We start from the raw sequence: 21,265 nt of genomic DNA on the forward strand, positions 1-21,265 counted from the left end.
GCCGTGAGGAAGGCAGCGGCTCACACCAGCTCGGCGCCGCCTGGGACCAGGTCGCGCCGCAGGTAGGCCTCGGTGCGGAGGAACAGTCGCTGCTCGGGGGCAGGCAGCGCGGCGAAGTCCTTCATCGACGCGCTCCGGGCCATCTCGGTCTTGTGACACTGGATGGCGCGGATCTTGCAGCCGGTGCAGTCGTCGACGTCGACCACCACGTCGATCCGGTCGGCGTGGGTGCCGTCGATCGGCAGATGCGAGGCGTCGGAGAGATGCGGACGCAGCTGGGCGACGGTCGTCATCGGGATGGTGATGAAGTACAGCGACGACACCTGCCACGGCTCACCGAGGTCGGGGTGGTAGGCGGCGATCGCGGCGGCGTCGGCCGCGGCGCACGCCAAGCGATTGGCGTGGATGTGATCGGGATGGCCGTACATGCCGTACGCGTCGTAGGTGACCACGATGTGCGGCTTCAACGAGCGCAGGTGCTCGACCAGTGCGGCCACCTGTTCGTCGAACGGCGCCAGGATGAACGACGTGGCTCCGGGGGCGGATTCGGGGACGAAGCTGTCCGCGTAGCCGAGCATGATCGGCTCCCGGGCCAGTTCGAGTTGACGTGCCGCGTCGACCAGTTCGCCGTGTCGCGTGGTGCCGCGCACCCAGGTGCAGGTGACGAGGGAGACTTCGGCGCCGCTGCGAGCCAGGCGTGCCATGGTGCCGCCGGTCCACAACGACTCGTCGTCGGGGTGAGCGTGAACGAAGAGCGCGCGAGTGCTGCCAGACACGTCACTCACAGTACGCGTCGGACGCCCGGTAAACTCGTGGGCGCAAATTCAGCCCCGACGATTCGGTCTCACAATGAGGAGTCATGCGTTGACCTCGCAGGTATTTGAGTTCCAGGCACAGGCCCGCCAGCTACTGGATCTGATGGTCCACTCCATCTATTCCAACAAGGACAGCTTCTTGCGTGAGCTGGTCTCGAATGCGTCCGACGCGGTGGACAAATTGCGTCTGGAAGGGCTGCGCGATAAGGATCTCGACGCGGACATCTCCGATCTGCACATCCGGCTGACCCCCGATTCGACGGCGCGCACCCTGACCGTCGCCGACAACGGCATCGGCATGACCCGCGACGAGGTCATCGACCTCATCGGCACCGTTGCCAAATCGGGAACCGACGAATTGCGGCAGAAGCTCGCCGAGAACGACGCGAAGGACGCCGGCGATCTGATCGGGCAGTTCGGCATCGGCTTCTATTCGGTGTTCATGGTCGCCGACAAGGTGGAGCTCGTCACGCGGAAGGCCGGCGAGACCGTCGGCACGCGCTGGGAGTCGACCGGCGACGGCACCTACACCCTCGACGAGATCGCCGACGCGCCGCAGGGCACCGCGATCACGTTGACCCTCAAGCCCGTCGACGAGGACAACGCCGTCAACGACTACGCCGACCAGACCGTGCTGCGTCGCCTGGTGAAGAAGTACTCCGACTTCATCTCGTGGCCGATCCGCATGCTGGTGGTCAAGCAGGTTCCGGGTGAGCCGGGCGAGGACGGCGAGACGCCCGAGCCGACCGTCGAAGAGGTCGACGAGGTCCTCAACTCGCAGAAGGCGCTGTGGGCCAAGTCGTCGTCGGAGGTCTCCAAGGAGGAGTACGCAGAGTTCTACCGACACGTCTCGCACGCGTGGGACGAGCCGCTGGAGACCATCACGCTGCACGCCGAGGGCACCTTCGAGTACCAGGCCCTGCTGTTCATTCCGACGCAGGCGCCGTTCGATCTGTTCATGCGCGAACGCAGCAGCGGCATCCACCTGTACGTGAAGCGGGTGTTCATCATGGACGACGCCGCTGAGCTGATGCCCGAGTACCTGCGCTTCGTCCAGGGCGTCGTCGACGCCGCTGACCTCTCGCTCAACGTCTCGCGGGAGATCCTGCAGCAGGACCGGCAGATCCGCGCGATCCGTCGTCGCCTGGTCAAGAAGGTCATCTCGTCGGTCCAGGAGCTGCAGGATCGGCGGCCCGAGGACTACCAGACCTTCTGGAGCAACTTCGGTCGCGTGTTCAAGGAAGGCCTGATCAACGATCAGGACAACGCCAAGGCCATCCTGAAGGCGTCGGTCTTCGCCTCGACCAACAGCGAGACCGAGCCGACCACGCTGACCGACTACCTCTCGCGCTGCAAGCCCGAGCAGGACGTCATCTACTACATGACCGGCGAGTCGCGGACCCAGATCGAGCGGTCGCCGCACCTGGAGGCATTCCGCGCCAAGGGCATCGAGGTGCTCCTGTTGTCGGATCCGGTCGACGAGGTATGGGTCTCGTCCGGGCTGGACTTCGAGGACAAGCAGCTGGTCTCGGTGGCGAAGGGCGTCGTGGACCTGGACGGCGACGACGCCGAATCGACCGACGAGGACAAGACCAAGCAGCAGGAGCAGTTCGCGCCGCTGCTCACCTGGTTGGGGGAGACCCTCACCGACGAGGTGTCGCAGGTTCGGCTGAGCTCGCGACTGACCGAGTCGGCCGCCTGCCTGGTCGGCGACGACTTCTCGATGACGCCGCAGTTGGAGAAGCTCTACCGCGCGTCGGGTCAGCCGGTGCCGAAGTCCAAGCGCATCCTGGAGCTGAACCCGGACAACGCGCTCGTCGTCGCGCTGCAGGGCGCGTTCGAGGGACAGGGCGACGATCACGCCGACTTGGCGTCGACGGCGAAACTGGTCTATGCGTCGGCGGTTCTCGCCGAGGGCGGCGATCTCGACGATCCCGCCGAGGTGGCGCAGCTGCTCGCCGAGACGCTCGCCAAGAACCTCGGCTGAGTTCGTGGGGCTGCTGACTCCGGTCGCGGTGCGTATCGGGGCGATCGAATGGTTGCCCCGATACCTGCCCTACATCGTGAAGATCGACGTGCTGCTGCACTTCCTCACCGGCGGCCGGTTCGGGCTGCTGCGGATCGCGGGGCTGCCCGGCATCACGATGACGATCCCGGGGCGCAAGAGCGGAAAACTGCACAGCACGCACCTGCTGGCCGCACCGGACGGTGACGACTGGATCGTCGCAGGCTCCTTCTTCGGCGGTCCGACGATGCCTGCATGGGTCTTCAACCTCCGTGCCGCGGAGACCATGACGGTGACGGTCCACGGTGTGGAGCAGACCATGCGTCCCACCGAGTTGTTCGACGCCGACCGGGCGGCCGGGTGGCGGACGCTGCTCGGGGTGTGGCCGAACTTCACCGTCTATGAGCGTCGCACCTCACGCACCATCCCGGTGTTCCGGTTGACCCCGAGTCGTGGCGACTGAGGTCGCGTGCATCGTTGAACACGGTCGTCCCAAGCTGGTCGAGTGCTGCCTGCGAGCGGAGCGAGCACGCAGTATATCGAGACTGTGAATAAACGAACTGGCGCAGCGTCGCGCGAGGCCTGCGTTCGATCTGATATCGCCGCGCCGCGCGCCGCCTACTGTCACATGCTGCTGAGAACTGCTTGCACAGCACCCTCCGACGGCAATGTTCCGTCGGAAGCGCCTGAGCGGGCAGTTCTCAGCTGGGATCGCCTCGGACGAGTCCTCGCCGACGACCATCGCTTCCCGCCACATGGAGGCGGCCGCAGCACTCGACCCACGTGGGGGCGACCGTCACCGGGAATCAATCATCTATTCGCCCTTGAACTGCGGCGTTCGCTTCTCGAAGACGGCCGTGACCGCTTCGGTGAGATCGTTGCTGGGAAGGAAGGCGGCGTTCCAGGCGGCGACGTAGCGCAGACTGTCGTCGACGCGGGCGCTGCGACTGTGGTCGAGAACGTCCATGAATCCCTGCACGACGAGGGGCGCGTTGCCCGCGATCTCGGCGGCGATCGCGTGGGCCGCTTCGAGCGTCGCATCCTTGTCGGCGTAGACATCGCTGACCAGACCGATCTTCTCGGCGCGGGCGGCGTCGATGTCTTTACCGGTCAGCGCGAGTTCGCGGGTGTGGCCGTCGCCGATGATCAGCGGGAGGCGGGCGAGGGAACCCATGTCGGCGACGATCGCGACCTTGACCTCCCGGACGCTGAACTTGGCGTCGGCGCTGGCGACGCGGATGTCGGCAGCACTGATCAGGTCCACGCCACCGCCGATGCACCAGCCGGCGACGGCGGCGATGACGGGTTTGCGGCAGTCGGCGACGGCGTTGATGGCGCCCTGCATGCTCTTGACCAGGTTGTGGAAGTCGGTACGCGGGCCGGCCTTGGCGTCGGAGGCCAGCACCTTGCCGAAGTCGCCCATCATCGCAGGGAGATCGAGACCGAAGGAGAAGTGTGTGCCGGAGCCGGTCAAGACGATCGCGCGGACGTCCGGGTCGGTGTCGAGGGCGGCGAACAACGGCGCCGCCTCGGTCCAGAAGTCGGGTCCCTGCGCGTTGCCTTTGCTGGGGCCGATGAGCGTCACCTCGGCGATGTGGTCGGCCACGGTCACGGTGAACGCCTTGTACGGGTGCGAACGGTAGGCGGGAGCGTCTGCGCCGGTCGAAGCGGCGTCGGTGTTGTCCTGGGTCACGGCGACGATGCTACCGGATGGTGTTACCCACGAGTAACCCCTTTGTGAGTCAGCGCGATCATGTGATGGGGATCAGTCGCGGCGCAACCGGGGGAGCAGCGACTGCGTCTTCGCGTCGGTCCAGCCCTCCGGTGTCAGGATCTTCGCCCACGCCTGCGGTATCTCGCGGAGGTAGTGGTGACCGTGGCCGTCTGGCACGTCGGCGGCCACCGCCATGTCCGCGGCGACCTGGAGAAAGGTCACGAACGGAATCCACGAGACGGTGTCGAGGACGTCGGACCCACGCTTCTCCCGCAACCAGTCCGGCTTGTTGAGAATCAGCTCCGGATTCCACCAGGAGATCGGATCCGACGCGTGTTGCAGGTACACGATGCGGCCGCGGTCCCACGGTTGGCGGCTCGGCCGGTCGAGGTCGGCGGCGGTGTTGATGAACCGGACCTGGTTGCCGTCGTCGACGATCGGCAGCACTTCGGGCGAGCCCGCATCGCGCTCGCCGGTGGCGTCGGCCCACATCTGATTGCTGAAGGTGGGGCCGGTCAGCAGGGCGCCGTCGGTCCGGGCACTCATGGTCGCGACCGACCCGAACGGAGCCTCGACACTGAACGATCCGAGACTCTCACCGAACACGACGATCATGGGGCGCTCCGCTTCGGGGATCTTCCGGACCAAGCGATCGACGGCCTCGAACAGTGCACGCCCGGCGGTGCGTGCTCGTTCCTGGTCCACCAGGAACGACAACCAACTCGGCAGCATCGAGTACTGCATCGACACCATCGCGGTGTCGCCGTTGTACATGTACTCGAGAGTGTCGAGGTTGGCCTGATTGACCCAGCCGGTGCCGGTGGATCCGGCGATCCCGATCAGCTTCCGCTGCAGGCCGCCGGTGCGGACCAGTTCGCGCGCAGCGAGATCCGCGCTCTGCTGGATCGAGTCCGCGGATTGCAGTCCGGCGTAGACGCGGATCGGCTCCTTGGCGGGGCGTCTGTTGAACTCGCTGATGTCGGCGGCCGAAGGGCCCACCGAGACGAACGTGCGGCCGAGCCGACCCAGGCTCGCCCAACTGACGAGCGACTCGGGGCCGCCGGACCGCAGGGTCGACGTCGTCGGTTCGGAGTCGGGATTGGTCTCGTCGTTGATCGCGGCGAACGACGAGTTCAGCGCGTTCATCCCGTAATCGGCGACGACGCCGTTGAAGATGAGGATGCTGACGATCACCATGACGGTGGCCGCGGCGAGGCCGGAGATCCGCGGCGGAACCCGTCGACTGAGCCGCCGCGCGAGGATTCGGACCAGGGCGCCCCACGCCTGCCCCGCACCGACGAGGATCGCGAAGACGATCACCGCCACCACGACGATGGTCGGGTAGGCAGACCATTGCAGATGGGCGACGCCCATCAGATCGCGGAGTTCGCTCTGCCACCGCTGGTACCAGTACAGCATGACGAGGGTGCCGATGATGAACACGATTCCCAGGCCGATCCACCAGATGCGGGGCGGGCGACGCCACCGATCCCGGCGGGAGACGAGGAAGCGCGCCAACCACGTGGCGAACGCGCCGAGCGCATACCCGAGTGCGGCAGCCCCTGCGCTCACCAGTCCCTGAAACAGCGGACCGCGCGGGAGGAGTGACGGCGTGGCCGACAGCCACAACATCACCGTGCCGGCGACCAACCCCGCGTACGAAAGCTGCGCCGTGTACGACTGCCAGGCACGTCGGAGCCGGCCCCCAGCACCGTCGTCGTCCATGCCGTTGCGCTCCACAGTCATTGCGTGGTCCTTCAGTCGACGACGGAACTCTCACTGTAGTGGGTCCCGAGTGCAGCGGCGACAGCCACAACGATGCCCCGATCATGCTGTGTCAGGATGGGAATCGTGAATGCGATCGCTGATGCGCTGTCGGTCGACGACGTCCACCTCACGCTGCCGACGGCAGACCGGGCGGCGTCGGCGCGCCTGTACGACATCCTGCTCGGCACCCGTGCGGCAGAGCGATGGGCCGTGTCCAACGGGTCGATCGGACTCGCCGACTCCGACCGCCGGTTGACCGTGGATCTGCACGTCGCGGACCTCGCGGGTGCGGCGACCCTGCTGCGTCGGCGCGGCGTCGCGCTCGACGACAGGGGCGAGAGCGACGGCATGGGCAAGAGCCTGGCCCTGACCGAGTACGCGCCGCTGCGCGTCACCGGGTACGAGATGACCGGCGGCGGAGCACCCGGGGCGACGTCGAGCGGGATGATCGACCACGTGGTCTTCACCGTCGCCGAGGCGGACGCCGCGATCGCCCTGTTCGGCGGTCGGCTGGGCGTCAACCTCCGTCTGGTGCGCGACCTCGGCAAGGGCGTGTCGCAGTTGTTCTTCCGCACCCGCTCCACTGTCCTCGAGGTGGTGGCCGGGGCACCCGACACCGACGAGGGCATCGGGCTGATGGGCGTCGCGTGGCGCTGCAGCGACATCGTCGCCGAACAGCGTCGACTCGTCGACGCAGGCCTGAACGTGAGCGAAGTCCGCACCGGTCGCAAGGCCGGGACTGAAGTCTGCACGGTCCGTGAACCAGCCCTCGGCACCGCGACGCTGCTGATTCAGCAGTGACGCAGATTCACCGTTGCCCGATGCAGTGTTGACTGATTCAGCGAAGACTCGGTCGGACACCGGAGACGGCGTCCGTCACCGTCATCGCGTCCACTCGACGAAGATCGACGACTTCCGGCCCGGTGCTTCGGGATCGTAACGGATCCACTGGCGACTGCCGGGCTGGAGTCTGACGTGGTGCACAGCCGTGTGCCACCGGTCGGTGCCCTGGGAGTCGGTGAATCGCAGGGTGGTGTCCCACATCTCGACGACGTTGCTCTGGTGCCAGCGGGACACCTCGGTCACCACTGCGGGCACTCGAGGGCCGGTGAGCCGAACACTCCGAGCCCGGACGGCCAACGCTGCTTGACGAGTGCGCAACCAGGTACTGACGACGAGCAGTCCGAGCCCGCCGAGCAGCAGTGCCGCACCGAGGACGTTGAACAGCGAACCGTGATGAATCGCGTAGCCGTCGGTCGAGCCTCGGAGGCTGGGCCAGGCGCGGCCGAGCAGAACTCCCGCACCGCTCGCGGCGGCGCCGATGCCGATCATCCACGCCAGGTAGGGGAGCAAGTACCGTGCGGCACGCTCGGGCACCTCGGTGTAGGCATCCGTGAAGCCCGCGTAGATGACGCACAGAAGCGGAAGGGGTGCCAGTCCCAGTGCCATGCCACTGTCGTTGAACGGAAACGCGGTCAGGGCGAATGCGATCGCGAAGACGCCGATGCCGGCGAGTGTCCAGAGGACTCCGCGCACCACCGGGAGGAACCATGGTCGCCGGTGCAGGCGATGCCGCGGGTCGATCGTGCTCATCTCACAGACTCCATCGTTTGGGATCCAGGTTCACCGCCCATCCTCGCCCATCTCCGTCGTTCGGCGCACGACGACCCCGTCGAGAGGCGACTACCGCGCTGCCGTCAGGAACGGCGTCCCAGCGACGGCGCCATCGGGGTTCGGCGGCGCGAACAGACCGCGATCCACCAACTGCGGGATCACCCCCTCGCCGAACCAGTACAGCTCCTCCAGATGTGGATAGCCGGACAAGACGAACTCGTCGATCCCCAACTCCGCGTACTCGGCGATGCGATCGGCGACCTCGCGATGGCTGCCGACCAGTGCGGTCCCCGCACCGCCGCGGACCAGGCCGACGCCTGCCCACAGATTCGGAGCCACCTCCAGCGCGCGCGGATCGCGCCAGGATCCGGTGCGCCGGTGCTCGGCGTGCAGATCACGCATGCCGGCCTGACCGGTGGACTCGCTGCGCGACAGACCTTCCTGTGCGGCACGGACGGTCCTCTCATCGAGGGCGTCCAGGAGCTTGGACGCCGCGATCCACGCCTCGTCGGCGCTGTCGCGGGAGATGACGTGCAGCCGGATCCCGAACCGGACCGTTCGTCCCTCGCGATCGGCGAGCCGGCGGATCCAGGCGATCTTCGCGGCGACGGCTGCGGGTGGTTCGCCCCACGTGAGGTACACGTCCGAGTGCCGTGCGGCGACCGGTCCCGCTTCGGGTGACGAACCGCCGAAATAGATGGGGATCTCCGGCGAGGGCAGCGTCGCCAGCGAGGCGTCGTCGACCCGGATGTGCTCGCCGTCGAGTGTGACGTGCTCTCCGCGCCACAGTCCGCGCACCACCGACAGGAACTCGTCGGCGCGCGCATAGCGGGCGGGCTTGTCGAGGAAGTCGCCGTACGCCCGCTGCTCGTGCGACTCGCCCCCGGTGACCACGTTGAGCAGGAGTCGCCCTGGTGCGTGGCGACTGAACGTGGACGCCATCTGCGCGGCGAGTGTGGGGCTCACGAGTCCGGGACGCAGTGCGATGAGAAAGCCGAGGCGGTCACTCTCCTGCGCCACCATCGCGGTGGTCAGCCAGGCGTCTTCACACCAGGCGCCCGCGGGTGTCAGGGCGGCGGTGAATCCGAACTCCTCTGCTGCCCGCGCGATGGACGAGAGGTAACCGATCGAGGCGCGTCGATCACCGTGGGCACTGCCTGCCGGGATGCCGTGACCGCCGCCGACGATGAATCGCGAGTCGCCGTACGTGGGCAGGAACCAGTGCAGTGCCAGCGGCGCCGCCACGCTGGAGGTCGACGTGGTGTGCAGGGACATGGGTCTCCTAGAGAACGTGAGTGTCAGATGTTTCCGTGGATCGGCGGTGGCGTCCGAGTCAGCGCCCACCGACCCAGGTGCGTGAGTTTCCAGCGCTCGGGGTCGTGCAGCGAATGCGTCCGCGCATCCCGCCAGTACCGAGACAGGTTCGACGGTGCGGCCGCTGCGCGGGTCCCGCCCAGATCGAACAGGACCTCGCCCGCCCGGCGGGCGGCACGGCCGCCCGCGACCTTGGCCGCCGCCGTGGCCAATGACGCCTCGGCGACGAGGTCGGCGGGTTCGCCTGCGGCCTCGGCGGACTCGATGGCGGCGACCGCGACGTCGAGCAGTGCCCGGGCGCCGCGCACGGTCAGTTCCAGTTCGCCGGCCGCCGAGATCAGCAGCGGATCGTCGACCCCTCGTTCGACATCCGCCTCGAACCACGGTCGGGCATGGTGCGCGAACTCGGCCCCGACCGTCGAGGCGCCGACCGCGATGCCGACGTCGATCGCCGCATGCAGGATCTGTGCGCGCGCACCGTAGGTGCTGGGCCGGGCGAACAGTGCATCGAAGTCGACGATCCGGTGCGGATCGACGACGACCTCGTCGAATGCCACCGTGCCCGAGGCCGTGGTCCGCTGCCCGACGGCGTCCCAGTCGTCGTCGATCGTGACGCCCGGGGTGGTTGCCTGCACGTACACCAGCACCCGTCCGGTCGGTCCGCCTGCGCGAACGGCGAGCCAGTCGGCGAGGACCGACCCGGTGCAGTAGTACTTGCGGCCGGTCAGTCGGAGGCCGTCACTGTGATCGACGAGCACGGTCGCGTCGTCGAGGACAGTGGCTCCGCCGCGCTCGGTCTGCGCGTTGGCCAGTCGCTCCCCACCCAGCACTCGGCCGAATACCTCAGCGGCGAGTTCGGAAGACCCGCCGCGACGCAATGCGTCGAGGAAGACGAAGTGGCTCTGCGGAATCTGCGCGAGGCTCGGATCGACGGTGGCGAGCGCCGCGGTGAGCTCCACCGCCGATCCGATGCCGAGGCCGCGACCTCCGTACTCGACGGGGACGGTGACGGCGAGCAGTCCCGCCTCCGACAGGGCATCCACCTCCGCGCGGGGCAGCGTGCGGTCGCGGTCCCGGTCGGACGCCGACGCGGCGATGACGGGCAGCAGGTCGCGCAGTGCGGAGGCCGCCGGATCGGTGAGCGTGCCTATGCCAGCTGCTGGATCGCTGACTGAGGTATCGAGGACGGAAGTCATGGCGGGGCAATCGCTTTCAGCGTGAGCGGACGGGATGCGGGTGCGTTAGCCGTCCGAGGTCAGCTGTAGAGGGAGAACTGTGGCGCACGACGGTTCAGCGTCCAATCGCCGACCTCGCGGGCCTTGTACGCCACCGGGTCGTGCACGGTGTGCGTGCGCAGGTTCCGCCAGTGCCGATCGAAGCCGTAGGCGCTGGTGGTGGCGCGAGCCCCCTGGATCTCGAAGAGCCGCGAGGTCACCTCGAGTGAGACCTTGGTGGTCACGTACTTGGCCTCGGCGATCGCGATGGCGGCTTCGGCACGCTGGTGGGCGGTCAGCTCCGGACCGATGTTCAGAGCGTGTTGCAAGGCGTCGCCCGCCCGATCGGCGAGGAGAGCCGCCGCACTGATCTCGGACCGCAGTTGGCCGACCAGCTCCAGGATGTACGGGTCGTCGGTGGCCTGATCCAGCCCCGAGGTCTCCCACGGCGAGGCGTTCAGTCGGGTCCAGTCGAGGGCCTCCTCCAATGCTCCTTCGGCGGTACCGATGTAGAAGTTGACGAACGCCAACTGCCAGTGCGGAGTCACTAGCGTCTGGTAGGCGCTCGGAATACGACCGGTCAGGGGATCGTCGCCGAGGACCTCGCTGCGTTCGACGGGTGTGTTGTCGAAGACCACGCCGCCGGAGTCGGTGAGGCGTTGCCCGATGTTGTCCCAGTCGCCCTGCGGTGTGAAGCCGTCCCGGCGAGTCGGGATCGACAGGAAGACGAGGTCTCCGTCGAGTGCTGCGGTGACGGACAGCTGATCGGAGATGCTGGCACCGGAGGCGAAGGTTCGCGCGCCGTTCAGCCGGAACCCCGCGCCGTCGCGGGTCAGCGTCAGGCCCGCCGCGCCGCGCGGGTTCTGCACGCCGCCCCAGAAGGGCCTGAACTCCGCGTTCCGCCGCGACAGTTGGTCGGCCTGCTCGGGGGTGCCGAACAGATGCGGGATCCGCTGCTGTGCGTAGTGATATCCCAGCAGATGCGCGATCGAGGTGTCGCCGCGCGCGATGCGGCGGGTGATCTGTTGCGACTGCGCGTAGTCCAAACCGGAACCGCCGTACGCGACCGGTTCGCCGACCTGGAGGAGGTCGGCCTCGCGCAGCAACGCCACCTCGGCCAGGGGCGCCTTGTTGGCGCGGTCGCGCTCGGCGGCCGTCGCACGCAACTGTGCCGCGACGATGTCGGCGCGGCGGAGCGCGGCGTCGAACTGGGTGTCCGCATCGGTGCCGGACGTATCGGTGATCGGGGAGGCAGTGGTCGGGGAGTCGGTGGTGGTCATGTCAGGTCCGTTCGTGAGGTGGTGGGTGGGTCGGTGCGTGCGATGCGTCAGTTGGCGGTCAGAACGCCGTGTCGGGCGAGTTCGGACTCCAACCGGCCGCTGACGGCGAGGTCGTTCTCCAGGTCGCGGACGATCGGCAGAATCTTCTCGCCGAAGTAGGCGACGTCCTCGTGGTAGTGCAGAAAGCCCAGGAGCAGCAGGTTCACCCCGCGTGTCTTGTAGGCGACGATCCGCTCGGCGATCTGCTCGGGTGTGCCGATGAGGCCGGTGCGGAAGCCGTCGTTGTACTGGACGAGGTCGGCGAACTCCGAGTCCTGCCACATGCCCTTGCCGTCGGCGGTCGACGACCCCGCCTGCTTGACGGCGGAGCCGAAGCCTGCGACGGCGTCGCGGTCGGCCTTCTCGACCACCTCGCGGAGCACGTCGCGCGCCTCGTGCTCGGTGTCGCGGGCGATGAGGAATCCGTTGAGTCCGAACCGCACCGTGCGGTCGTGCAGCGCGGCTTCGGTCAGCACATCGCTGACCTGCTCGGTGATGCCGTCGAAGTCCTTGCCGTTGCTGAAATACCAGTCGGAGACGCGGCCGGCCATCGCCCGTGCGGCGGTCGAGTTGCCGCCCTGGAAGATCTCCGGGTGCGGTCGGCCCGGGACGTCGACCGGCTTGGGTTTCAGATCGAAGTCGTGCAGACGGTAGAAGTCGCCGGACAGTTCGGCGTGGTCGTCGGTCCAGATCCGCTTGAGGTAGGTGATGAACTCCTCGGCGCGGCGGTACCGCTCGTCGTGCTCCAGCCACGGCTCGCCGAGCTTGGTGAACTCGTCCTTGAACCATCCGGACACCACGTTGACCGCGGCACGGCCGCCCGACAGGTGATCGGCGGTCGCCAGGTATTTCGCCAGGACGCCCGGCTGCCACAGCCCGGGATGCACGGCGGCGATCACCTTCAACCGCTCGGTCGCCAGCAGGAGAGCGAGTGAGAAGCTTGTCGACTCGTGCTGGTAGGCGGCCCCGTACGAGGCGATGTACCGAACCTGGGTGAGCGCGTAGTCGAAGCCGTTGTTCTCGGCCAGCTGGGCGAGCGTCCGGTTGTAGTCGTACCCCCAGTCGGTGCGCTGCTCGATCTTCGAGACGACGAGTCCGCCGCTGACGTTAGGGACCCAGTAGGCGAACTGGAGCGGTTGAGCGGCGGCATGCAGCTGTCGTTCTGATCGGGAAGTAGGCATGGCGAAGAGACCTCCGGTGAGGGTGGTGGGTGACGGTGAGGGGCGGCGGAACCGACCGAAGACGAGCGACCTGAGTCGGTCAGTGACATCGGGTGAGCGAACACATCTGCATCAGCACGCACCAAGTGTGCGTTCGCGTGCCGCTCGCGACAACCATTCGAATCAAGATGGGCTCAACACCCGGCGGGTACTGTGATCCGCATGAGGGAGATGCCGATGTTTCCGCTGGGAGCGGTGCTTCTGCCCGGCGAGCAGCTGCCCCTGCGAATCTTCGAACCTCGTTATGCCGCAATGATTCCCGACGTCCAGTCCGCGGGCGGACGGTTCGGTACCGTCCTGATCGAACGCGGTTCGGAGGTCGGCGGCGGCGACGTCCGAGCGATGGTCGCGACGCTCGCTCAGATCGACCGACTCACCCCGTCCGGACCCGGACGCTACTCCCTGGTGGCGCGCGGCGTCTCGCGGATCACGGTCGCCGAATGGCTGCCCGACGACCCGTATCCGCGGGCGCTCGTCGACGACCTCGCCGATGGGGACGCCGGTGCCGTCGACTGGACCGAGTTGCTCGAGAAGCGTGCGCAACTGCAGTTGCTCTGCGGGCAGGGCGGCCGCAGGGACGCGCAACTGCGGTGGATCGCCTCGCAACTCACGAAGCCGGTGGACTACGACGGCGACGACCCGGTCGCGGCGTCGTTCCGAGCGGCTTCGGAACTGCCGCTCGGCGCCGCCGACCGCTACAGCGTGCTGACCGCGCCCGACGCCGCCGCCCGGGTGGACGTGATTGCGGCGGCGGTGGACGACTTGATCGCAGCCCTGAGATTCCGCCTGAAAGGATGATCCATGAGCAATGTGGAAGCCGAACCCACTGAGGTGCAGTGCGGCTCAGGCCCAGCCGACGGCATCGAGGTGATCGAACCGCGGACGGTGCCGCTCGGCGGCATCCGTGCGATGCAGGTGAACCGCACCCTGCCGACCAGGGACCGATCGATGGTCGGCGCGTGGTGCTTCGCCGACCACTACGGTCCGGAACCGGTCTCGGAGTCGGGAGGCATGCAGGTGTACCCGCATCCGCATACCGGACTCCAGACGGTGAGCTGGCTGTTCGAGGGCGAGATCGAGCACCGCGACAGCGGTGGCGTGCATGCGATGGTGCTGCCGGGCGAGATGAACCTGATGTCCGCGGGATACGGCATCAGTCACTCGGAGATGTCGACCGAGCGGGTGACGATGCTGCACGGTGTGCAGTTGTGGGTGGCGCTGCCCGACGCAGTCCGCAATGAACCCAACGGCTTTCAGCACTACGCACCGCCCGCGGTCCCGGTCGTCGACGCGTCCGGCGTCGCCGTCGCCACCCTGAAGGTGTTCACCGGGACGCTCGGCGGATCGACCGCCGACATCGTCACCGCCACCCCGCTGCTCGGTGCCGAGGTGATCATCGAGCCGAACGCGCGAGTGGTGCTCGACGTCGACGTCGCCTTCGAGCACGGAGTGCTGCTCGACACGGCGGCGCTGGAGGTCGAGGGCGTCGCGATCGGGCGGTCGTCGATGGCCTACGTGGGCCCGGGGTGCGAGCACCTGGAGCTGGTGAACCCCACCGACGCGACGGCACGGGTGATCCTGCTCGGCGGCGAACCGTTCGGTGAGGACATCGTGATGTGGTGGAACTTCGTCGGACGCGACCATGACGAGATCGTCGCCTACCGCGAGGAATGGCAGGCGCGCGCCGAACGTTTCGGAACAGTGGACGGCTGGACGCCCGAGGATTGGATCCCCGCGCCGCCGCTGCCCAACAGTCGCCTCAAGCCGCGGAAGCGACGCTGACCCGAGAGACAGGAAGACCATGACCGATGCAGACCGCACCTCCGTCGTCCGGAACGACGAGCAGGGCCGCTACGACATCATCGTGAACGGCGAACTCGCAGGCTTCACCCAGTTCGTCGACCGCAACGCCCAGCGCATCTTCCCGCACACCGAGCTCGATGACCGGTTCGCCGGTCGCGGGCTCAGTTCGATTCTCGTCCGCGAGGCGCTCGAGGACACCCGCGCCGCAGGTCAGCGTGTCGTCGCCGTATGCCCGCTGGTGGCCCGCTACATCAGCAAACACGAGGAGGTGGCCGATCTCGCCGATCCGGTCACGCCGGAGATCCTTGAGTTCCTGAAGTCCCGGTAGCGCTGCCGGCGCCTGCGAACACGACCATGCCCGGGGTGATCGCGCCGATCGCCCCGGGCATGGTCGCGTTCGTCGTCACTGCTCGCCGACGTCGTCCTTCGCGGAGTCGTCGACGTCCGTCGATCCCTTGCCGAGATCAGCGATCATGCTCGCGATGTCGATGCCGGTGGAGCCCTTGATCAGTTCCATGGTGCTGACCAGGCTGGTGCCCGCGCCCTTGGCGATCGGGTTCACCGAGTCGCCGACCAACGTGATGCTCGCCTCCGAGAGCGGTGCCGACGCCGCTTCGACGATCTGCGGGAGCTTGCTCAGCACCAGTTCCAGCTGACCGACGTTATCGAGCTTGCCGAGCGCTTCTGCGCGTTTCTCCAGCGCGTCGGCCTCGGCCTCACCGGTGATCCGGATGCCTTCGGCCTTCGCCGCGGCTTCGGCGATGATCTCGGCCTTCCGGGCTTCGGCGCGCTGCTGGGCGGCGTACAGCTCGGCTTCGGCGGGGCGACGGACCTCGGCGTCGAGCTCGGTGTCGCGCAAACGCGCTCGCTGCTCGGCGACCTCGTTGTCCTTCTCGACCTGAATGCGTCGCCGCTCGGCCTCGACCAACGGACGCACCGCGTCGGCTTCCGCCGCGGCGCGGTCGGTGGCCTGACGAGCCGCCTCGCGTTCGATGTCGAGTTCACGCTGCTGCTGGATGACCGCCTGCTCGTTGGCGATACGGCTCTCTTCGGCGACGCGATGCGCCTCGGCGCGGGACTTCGCGGCGACGGCCGCCTGATCCGAGCGCTCGCGGGCGGCGAGGTCGGAGAAGTACTGGCCGTCCGAGTCCTGGACGTCGTTGATCGAGAAGCTGTCGAGAACCAGGCCCTGGTTGCCCAGGATCTCCTTGATGGACTGGGCCACCTGGTCTACCAGCTGCTGGCGGTCGACCAGGATGCTCTTGGCGGTCATCGTACCGACGATGGAGCGGAGCTCACCCGACAGTTGCTCGGTGACCAGCGCTTTCACGCGCATGAGGTCGTCGCCGAAACGCGGTCCGGCCTTGAGAATGGCCTCGGGGGTGTCGCCGACCTTCACGATCGCGACGCCACGGACCTTCAGCTCGATGCCGTCGTTCGCCGGCGTCGACGTGTCGAGGTCGGCTTTCACGGACGAGAGCTGCACGCGGGTCGCGCGTTGGACGACGGGCAGGACGAAGGTTCCGGTACCGCGGTACACCTTGCCCTGGTGCCCCTTGCCGGTGCCGGTGACGATGAATGCCTCCTCGGCTCCGGGCACGCGGTAGCGCGACAGGAGGAGGATGACGAGCAGAACCAGGAGGACCACGATGGCCACGACTGCTCCGAGGATGGCTCCCATGGGTGATGGGTTCCTTTCTGTTGAGCGGCTCGCGACGAGCCGCTGGGAAACGAATCAGGCGGGCGGGGTGAAGCGGACGACGATGTAGCTCTCGCGACCGTCCATCTTCTCCACGATGACCGCGGAGGCGTTGTGTTCGAGTGCTTCGTCGGAGGTGATGGTCAACTGCTGTGATCCGAGCGCGCTGTCGACCTCGCCCAATCCGAACCGGCCCGGCGTGACGGGTTCGACCACGCGGACCATCGACCCGAGGTAATCGGTGGCGGGGAGTTCCTCCTCGGCGCCCACCAGGTAACCGAGGACGATGATCGTGACCAGCGACAGACCGATGCCGGTCGCGAGTCCGACCACCAACGACAGCCAGGTCGGGGTGTCGGTGAACCGCATCAGTCCGCCGCCCAGCAGACCGAAGCCCATGGCGAACGGCGTGACGATGGAGAGCAGCCCGACGCCGCCGTCGCCGAGGTCGAAGTCGACGCCGCCGAAGTCGAGGCCGATGAGCGACAGCAGCGTCAACACCAGTCCCACGCCGCCGACGATCAACAGAACGATGCTCAGCACGCGTACCCCCAAAGCAGTTGTGGTGTCTCCAGTCTGGCACATCGTGTGCAGTGGACCATTCGGACGTCGGACGGCTCGGTCAGAGGAAGACGACCATCAGCCCGACGCCGAGGAAGACGATGGCCTTCGGCTTCAAGAGATTCACCCACACGCCACGGGTGAACATCGGCCACGCCGCTGTCGGGACCGCGGCCACTGCGGCGTCGGCGTGGGGCTTGGCCCGGATCTGTTGAACACCGAGGTACACCAGGTAGGCGGCGCCGACGTAGCGGATCACCGCGAACGTGGTCGGAGAGTTGGTGACGATCAGGCGGTCATACGAGTTGCTGCAGAACCTGGAACACCGCCGCCACGACGACGGCATTGAAGAAGAACGCGACGGTGCTGTGGGCGAGGACCGCGCGGCGAGCCGGTCGGGTCAGGACGTCGACGTCGGATGCGGCGAAGCTGGTGCCGATGGTGAACGAGAAGTAGATCATCTCGGGGTAGTCCGGATCGGGCTCGCCCGGCACCGCGAACGGGGGTCGCTGCGGCGCGGCGCGGTCGATGACCGTCATGTAGACGTTCACGAAGCTCATGTTGAGCAGTGCCCACGCGATGACGATCCCGGCGACGCCGAGCACGCGCAGCCCGCCGGGGTCGTAGCCGGCCTCGGCGAGGTTCTTGCCGACCAGTGTCACGACGGCGGCGTTGACGCCGGCCAGGCTGGCCGCCAGCGGCATCAGCCACGACAGCCATTGGAAGATTCCGGTGCGGCTGTCGCTGGCACCGCGGAGCGTGAGACGTCGACTCACCAGCCAGGCGGCCGCCATGTAGGTCACGGCGAGCACCTCCCAGACGAGCATCACGAGGAACGACTCGACGAACAGGCTGAGAAACGACAGGAGGACCAACGCCGAATCGGCTGCCGTCGCCGCATATCCGGCCAGGCGCGCGGGACGGTCGACGGGGTGCGGGTGCATGGGGAGAAGCCTACGGGGTGCCGGAATCGTCCTGCCCGGCGCTTCACTCAGGTTGACCGATACCCCCTATGGGTATATGTTCGAACCATGGAACCGATGGGGAATCACCAGGACCACGGGACGCACGGCGGCGACGGTCACGCGGAACACGGGGCTCACGCGGGGCACGGGGCCGACCATGTCGCCGTCTTCCGCAGACTGTTCTGGGCCATGACCGTCCTCGCCGTGCCGGTGGTGGCCTTCGACCCGATGTTCGGCGATCTGCTGGGTTACGAGGTGCCGGGGTGGGCGCGCTGGATCGCACCGGCCCTCGGCACCGTGATCTACCTCTGGGGCGGGCGCCCCTTCCTGACCGGAGCCGTCAGCGAGATCCGGGACCGCAAGCCCGGCATGATGCTGCTGATCGGGACGGCCATCACCGTCGCCTTCGTGTCCTCGTGGGGAGCGACCATCGGCGTGATCAGTCACGAGTTGAGCTTCTGGTGGGAGCTCGCACTCCTGGTGGTGATCATGCTGCTGGGACACTGGATCGAGATGGCGTCGCTCGCGCAGACCACGTCGGCACTCGATTCACTGGCGGCGTTGCTGCCTGATGAGGCGGAGGTGGTGGTCGACGACGCGATCCACCGCGTCGCACCCGCCGATCTTCGGATCGACGACGTCGTCCTGGTCCGTCCTGGCGCGTCGATGCCGGCCGACGGCGTCGTCGTCGACGGATCGGCCGACGTCGACGAGTCGATGGTGACCGGCGAATCCCGCACGGTCCGTCGATCCGTGGGCGACCACGTGGTCGCGGGCACCATCGCCACCGACTCCGGGCTCCGCGTCCAGGTGACCGCAGTGGGCGACGAGACGACGCTGGCCGGCATCGGGCGCTTGGTCGCCGACGCGCAGGCATCATCATCGAAGGCGCAGCGCCTGGCCGATCGAGCGGCCGGATGGCTGTTCTGGTTCGCACTGGGATCCGCCGCGCTCACCGCGATCGTTTGGCTGGCACTCGGCATGCCCGACACCGCGATCGTCCGCGTCATCACGGTCCTGGTGATCGCCTGCCCCCACGCACTCGGACTCGCGATTCCACTCGTCGTCTCGATTGCGACCGAGCGAGCCGCCCGCGGCGGGGTCCTGGTGAAGGACCGGTTGGCGTTGGAACAGATGAGGTCGGTCGACACCGTCCTGTTCGACAAGACCGGCACCCTCACCAAGGGCACCCCGACCGTCGTCGAGGTGGCGGCGACCGCCGGCCGCACGTCCGACGAGGTCCTCGCGCTCGCCGCGTCCGCCGAGACCGACAGTGAACACCCGCTCGCGGCGGCGATCGTCGATGCGGCGTCGAACCGCGACCTCACGGTGCCCGCCGCCGCCGACTTCACCTCCGAACCGGCGACCGGAGTCGCCGCGACGATCGACGGCGCGCGCGTCGAGGTCGGCGGACCCAGGATGCTCGCACTCCATGACGCGGCGGAGCTGCCCGTCGCCGACCGGTGGCGAGCGGAGGGCGCCATCATCCTGCACGTGGTGGTCGACGGTCAGGTGGTCGGAGCGGTGAAGCTGGCCGATGACATCCGTCCGGAGTCCGCCGAGGCGATCGAGGCCTTGCATCGGCTCGGCGCCGCGGTGGTGATGATCACCGGTGACGCCCGCGCCGTCGCCGACACCGTCGCAGCCGAAGTGGGAGTCGACCGCGTCTACGCCCAGGTACGCCCCGAGGACAAGGCGGGCGTGGTCGCGGAACTGCAGGCCGAGGGTCGCACCGTCGCCATGGTGGGTGACGGAGTGAACGACGCGCCCGCGCTCGCCGGCGCCGACGTCGGCATCGCGATCGGTGCGGGCACCGATGTCGCGATCGCGTCGGCCGGTGTGGTGCTGGCGAGTTCGGACCCGCGGTCGGTGCTCTCGGTGATCGAGCTCTCGCGTGCCGGATATCGCAAGATGCAGCAGAACCTGTGGTGGGCAGCGGGGTACAACCTGATCGCGGTGCCGTTGGCTGCGGGCGTGCTGGCACCGGTCGGCTTCCTGATGCCGATGAGCGTCGGCGCCGTTCTGATGTCGTTGTCGACGATCGTCGTGGCGCTCAACTCGCAACTCCTGCGCCGGCTCGACCTCGATCCGCAGACCAGTGCGGATCGCGTGCTGCGTGGATCCGCAGCGACGGTGCGGACCGGTCAGCCTGCGACGAAGTCGTCCCAATTGGTCGACAGGTAGTCGAGGAACGCCGGACCGATCGACTCGGCCCGCATATGCGCGGCGGTCACCGGTTGCGGGATCGAGGCGAAGTCGGGATCGGCGATCACCCGCGCCGCGAAATCGTGGTGCAGGATGCCGCCGGTCCCGATCAGGACGAAGTCGACGCCCGATTGGAGGCAGTCGCGCACGTGGTCGCCGCCGAGGATCTTGCCCGCGACACCGAGACGGGTGGTGCCGCGCGGCAGGTCGGTGAAGTGGTCGAGCATCCGACGGCCGTGATGCTCGGACTCGTGCGGTTGCTTGAACGCGTCCCACAGTGACATGTCGAGATAGTCGAGTTGCCCCGAACCCAGCATCTGCGCAGCGAGCTCGCGACCGTCCGCGAGCGGGATGCCGTAGCGCTCGGGTGAGAGGCGCAGTCCCACTTGGAAGTCCGGTCCGGTCGCCGCACGAACAGCGTCGACCGCCTCGTGGATGATCCGGAAACGATTGTCGGCGCTGCCGCCGTACTTGTCTGTGCGGTCGTTGCTGCGGGCGTCCAGGAACTGGCAGAGCAGGTAGCCGTGCGCGCCGTGGATCTCGGCGCCGTCGAAGCCCGCGGACTCGGCGAGCGCCGCAGCAGCCGCGAAATCGGCCACGGTGGCCTCCACCTCGGCGGTCGTCATCGCCGTCGCGTTTTTGGCCGGATCATTCCACGGTGCGGCGCGCGACACGTCGAACTGACCGTCGCCGCGTCGTCCACCGTGCTGCAACTGAATGGTCGAGACCGCGCCCGCGGCGCGCAGGCCGGTCGCCAGTCGAGTCAGGCCGGGGAGGTGGTCCGCACCGCTCGTGCCGAGCTGGCCGCTGAAGGTGTGTCCCTTCTCCGACACCCAGGCGGCACAGGTCATCACCATGCCGAAGCCGCCTTGGGCGCGGCGGACCAGCCAGGCGTACTCGTCGTCGGACAGGGTTCCGTCGGGGTTGCTCTGCAGATTGGTCAGCGGGGCGAGCGCGATCCGATTGGGCCACGACGGGCCGTGCGCGAAGTCGAGCGGGGCAGCGGGAGAGGTCACCTCGCTCAGTGTAGAGATGTCGCGGCACGGTCCG

Annotated in this window: 20 protein-coding genes; 7 read left to right on the forward strand and 13 right to left on the reverse strand. The window is 67.8% G+C overall.

Features of this window, described 5'->3' with window-relative positions:
- Positions 1-20: 20 nt before the first annotated feature.
- Positions 21-785, reverse strand: a complete 765-nt coding sequence (locus tag GH2_RS16220; protein ID WP_157086123.1) for a PIG-L family deacetylase — start codon at positions 783-785, stop codon at positions 21-23.
- A 64-nt stretch (positions 786-849) separates the two neighbouring features.
- Here GH2_RS16220 and htpG point away from each other — a divergent pair, with 64 nt between their 5' ends.
- Together htpG and GH2_RS16230 are read left to right on the forward strand one after the other, a co-directional pair.
- Entirely contained in the window at positions 850-2,802 is a 1,953-nt protein-coding gene (gene htpG, locus GH2_RS16225; protein WP_066170304.1) for a molecular chaperone HtpG, read from the forward strand.
- A gap of 4 nt (positions 2,803-2,806) precedes the next feature.
- The gene (locus GH2_RS16230; RefSeq protein ID WP_066170307.1) at positions 2,807-3,283 is read left to right on the forward strand and encodes a nitroreductase/quinone reductase family protein; all 477 of its coding nucleotides are present in this window, start codon (positions 2,807-2,809) and stop codon (positions 3,281-3,283) included.
- 351 nt (positions 3,284-3,634) lie between these two features.
- On the opposite strand, the gene GH2_RS16235 is transcribed toward GH2_RS16230, so the two are convergent.
- On the reverse strand, positions 3,635-4,513 hold the full coding sequence (locus GH2_RS16235) for a crotonase/enoyl-CoA hydratase family protein (protein ID WP_084247560.1): 879 nt from the start codon (positions 4,511-4,513) through the stop codon (positions 3,635-3,637).
- A 72-nt stretch (positions 4,514-4,585) separates the two neighbouring features.
- Positions 4,586-6,280, reverse strand: coding sequence for an alpha/beta hydrolase (locus tag GH2_RS16240; RefSeq protein ID WP_066170310.1), 1,695 nt, complete (start codon positions 6,278-6,280; stop codon positions 4,586-4,588).
- 96 nt (positions 6,281-6,376) lie between these two features.
- On the opposite strand from GH2_RS16240, the gene GH2_RS16245 reads away from it, so the two are divergent.
- Positions 6,377-7,102 (forward strand): VOC family protein, encoded by a 726-nt coding sequence (locus GH2_RS16245; RefSeq protein ID WP_066170313.1) that lies wholly within the window; start codon positions 6,377-6,379, stop codon positions 7,100-7,102.
- Positions 7,103-7,183: 81 nt separating this feature from the next.
- Here the strand turns inward: GH2_RS16245 and GH2_RS22030 are convergent, their stop codons facing one another.
- The 5 genes from GH2_RS22030 to sfnG all read right to left on the reverse strand — a co-directional run bounded on the left by GH2_RS22030 (position 7,184) and on the right by sfnG (position 12,943).
- Positions 7,184-7,894 carry a DUF3592 domain-containing protein gene (locus tag GH2_RS22030; RefSeq protein ID WP_239589078.1) on the reverse strand — a complete coding sequence of 237 codons (711 nt, stop codon included), beginning with the start codon at positions 7,892-7,894 and terminating at the stop codon, positions 7,184-7,186.
- 90 nt (positions 7,895-7,984) lie between these two features.
- Positions 7,985-9,190 carry an LLM class flavin-dependent oxidoreductase gene (locus GH2_RS16255; protein WP_066170315.1) on the reverse strand — a complete coding sequence of 402 codons (1,206 nt, stop codon included), beginning with the start codon at positions 9,188-9,190 and terminating at the stop codon, positions 7,985-7,987.
- A 23-nt stretch (positions 9,191-9,213) separates the two neighbouring features.
- The gene (locus GH2_RS16260) at positions 9,214-10,425 is read right to left on the reverse strand and encodes an acyl-CoA dehydrogenase family protein (protein ID WP_066170318.1); all 1,212 of its coding nucleotides are present in this window, start codon (positions 10,423-10,425) and stop codon (positions 9,214-9,216) included.
- A gap of 59 nt (positions 10,426-10,484) precedes the next feature.
- On the reverse strand, positions 10,485-11,723 hold the full coding sequence (locus GH2_RS16265) for an acyl-CoA dehydrogenase family protein (protein WP_066170321.1): 1,239 nt from the start codon (positions 11,721-11,723) through the stop codon (positions 10,485-10,487).
- A gap of 47 nt (positions 11,724-11,770) precedes the next feature.
- The gene (gene sfnG, locus GH2_RS16270) at positions 11,771-12,943 is read right to left on the reverse strand and encodes a dimethylsulfone monooxygenase SfnG (RefSeq protein WP_066170323.1); all 1,173 of its coding nucleotides are present in this window, start codon (positions 12,941-12,943) and stop codon (positions 11,771-11,773) included.
- Between the two features lie 201 nt (positions 12,944-13,144).
- Here sfnG and GH2_RS16275 point away from each other — a divergent pair, with 201 nt between their 5' ends.
- Genes GH2_RS16275 through GH2_RS16285 form a run of 3 tightly spaced genes read left to right on the forward strand, consistent with a single transcriptional unit; the run spans position 13,145 to position 15,113 of the window.
- Complete coding sequence (locus GH2_RS16275) at positions 13,145-13,780, forward strand: LON peptidase substrate-binding domain-containing protein (protein ID WP_239589077.1); 636 nt, start codon at positions 13,145-13,147, stop codon at positions 13,778-13,780.
- 3 nt (positions 13,781-13,783) lie between these two features.
- Complete coding sequence (locus GH2_RS16280; RefSeq protein ID WP_066170327.1) at positions 13,784-14,764, forward strand: pirin family protein; 981 nt, start codon at positions 13,784-13,786, stop codon at positions 14,762-14,764.
- Between the two features lie 19 nt (positions 14,765-14,783).
- A complete protein-coding gene (locus GH2_RS16285; RefSeq protein WP_066170330.1) occupies positions 14,784-15,113 on the forward strand; it encodes a GNAT family N-acetyltransferase in 330 nt (109 codons plus the stop codon).
- A gap of 75 nt (positions 15,114-15,188) precedes the next feature.
- On the opposite strand, the gene GH2_RS16290 is transcribed toward GH2_RS16285, so the two are convergent.
- From GH2_RS16290 to GH2_RS16305, 4 genes are all read right to left on the reverse strand, one after another.
- Complete coding sequence (locus GH2_RS16290; RefSeq protein WP_066170333.1) at positions 15,189-16,466, reverse strand: flotillin family protein; 1,278 nt, start codon at positions 16,464-16,466, stop codon at positions 15,189-15,191.
- A 54-nt stretch (positions 16,467-16,520) separates the two neighbouring features.
- The gene (locus GH2_RS16295; RefSeq protein ID WP_066170336.1) at positions 16,521-17,027 is read right to left on the reverse strand and encodes a hypothetical protein; all 507 of its coding nucleotides are present in this window, start codon (positions 17,025-17,027) and stop codon (positions 16,521-16,523) included.
- 79 nt (positions 17,028-17,106) lie between these two features.
- Complete coding sequence (locus GH2_RS16300; protein ID WP_084247561.1) at positions 17,107-17,391, reverse strand: LysE family translocator; 285 nt, start codon at positions 17,389-17,391, stop codon at positions 17,107-17,109.
- Complete coding sequence (locus GH2_RS16305) at positions 17,342-17,989, reverse strand: DUF1345 domain-containing protein (RefSeq protein ID WP_066170341.1); 648 nt, start codon at positions 17,987-17,989, stop codon at positions 17,342-17,344. Before GH2_RS16305 ends, GH2_RS16300 begins: the two co-directional genes overlap by 50 nt.
- 96 nt (positions 17,990-18,085) lie before the next feature.
- On the opposite strand from GH2_RS16305, the gene GH2_RS16310 reads away from it, so the two are divergent.
- A complete protein-coding gene (locus GH2_RS16310; protein ID WP_239589076.1) occupies positions 18,086-20,194 on the forward strand; it encodes a heavy metal translocating P-type ATPase in 2,109 nt (702 codons plus the stop codon).
- Here the strand turns inward: GH2_RS16310 and GH2_RS16315 are convergent.
- Positions 20,155-21,231 (reverse strand): NADH:flavin oxidoreductase, encoded by a 1,077-nt coding sequence (locus GH2_RS16315; protein ID WP_066170586.1) that lies wholly within the window; start codon positions 21,229-21,231, stop codon positions 20,155-20,157. The two genes, GH2_RS16310 and GH2_RS16315, sit on opposite strands and share 40 nt — an antisense overlap.
- Positions 21,232-21,265 lie beyond the last annotated feature (34 nt).

Source organism: Gordonia hydrophobica NBRC 16057 (assembly GCF_001592365.1).
Taxonomy (GTDB): domain Bacteria; phylum Actinomycetota; class Actinomycetes; order Mycobacteriales; family Mycobacteriaceae; genus Gordonia; species Gordonia hydrophobica.

What these genes read in the sequence shown, in the direction of transcription:
- htpG (WP_066170304.1), top strand. Translation starts at nt 850, where the DNA reads ATGAGGAGTCATGCGTTGACCTCGCAGGTATTTGAGTTCCAGGCACAG.
- GH2_RS16240 (WP_066170310.1), bottom strand. Translation starts at nt 6,280, where the DNA reads ATGACTGTGGAGCGCAACGGCATGGACGACGACGGTGCTGGGGGCCGG.
- GH2_RS16245 (WP_066170313.1), top strand. Translation starts at nt 6,377, where the DNA reads ATGGGAATCGTGAATGCGATCGCTGATGCGCTGTCGGTCGACGACGTC.
- GH2_RS22030 (WP_239589078.1), bottom strand. Translation starts at nt 7,894, where the DNA reads ATGAGCACGATCGACCCGCGGCATCGCCTGCACCGGCGACCATGGTTC.
- GH2_RS16255 (WP_066170315.1), bottom strand. Translation starts at nt 9,190, where the DNA reads ATGTCCCTGCACACCACGTCGACCTCCAGCGTGGCGGCGCCGCTGGCA.
- GH2_RS16260 (WP_066170318.1), bottom strand. Translation starts at nt 10,425, where the DNA reads ATGACTTCCGTCCTCGATACCTCAGTCAGCGATCCAGCAGCTGGCATA.
- GH2_RS16265 (WP_066170321.1), bottom strand. Translation starts at nt 11,723, where the DNA reads ATGACCACCACCGACTCCCCGACCACTGCCTCCCCGATCACCGATACG.
- sfnG (WP_066170323.1), bottom strand. Translation starts at nt 12,943, where the DNA reads ATGCCTACTTCCCGATCAGAACGACAGCTGCATGCCGCCGCTCAACCG.
- GH2_RS16275 (WP_239589077.1), top strand. Translation starts at nt 13,145, where the DNA reads ATGAGGGAGATGCCGATGTTTCCGCTGGGAGCGGTGCTTCTGCCCGGC.
- GH2_RS16280 (WP_066170327.1), top strand. Translation starts at nt 13,784, where the DNA reads ATGAGCAATGTGGAAGCCGAACCCACTGAGGTGCAGTGCGGCTCAGGC.
- GH2_RS16285 (WP_066170330.1), top strand. Translation starts at nt 14,784, where the DNA reads ATGACCGATGCAGACCGCACCTCCGTCGTCCGGAACGACGAGCAGGGC.
- GH2_RS16290 (WP_066170333.1), bottom strand. Translation starts at nt 16,466, where the DNA reads ATGGGAGCCATCCTCGGAGCAGTCGTGGCCATCGTGGTCCTCCTGGTT.
- GH2_RS16300 (WP_084247561.1), bottom strand. Translation starts at nt 17,391, where the DNA reads ATGCCGTCGTCGTGGCGGCGGTGTTCCAGGTTCTGCAGCAACTCGTAT.
- GH2_RS16305 (WP_066170341.1), bottom strand. Translation starts at nt 17,989, where the DNA reads ATGCACCCGCACCCCGTCGACCGTCCCGCGCGCCTGGCCGGATATGCG.
- GH2_RS16310 (WP_239589076.1), top strand. Translation starts at nt 18,086, where the DNA reads ATGGGGAATCACCAGGACCACGGGACGCACGGCGGCGACGGTCACGCG.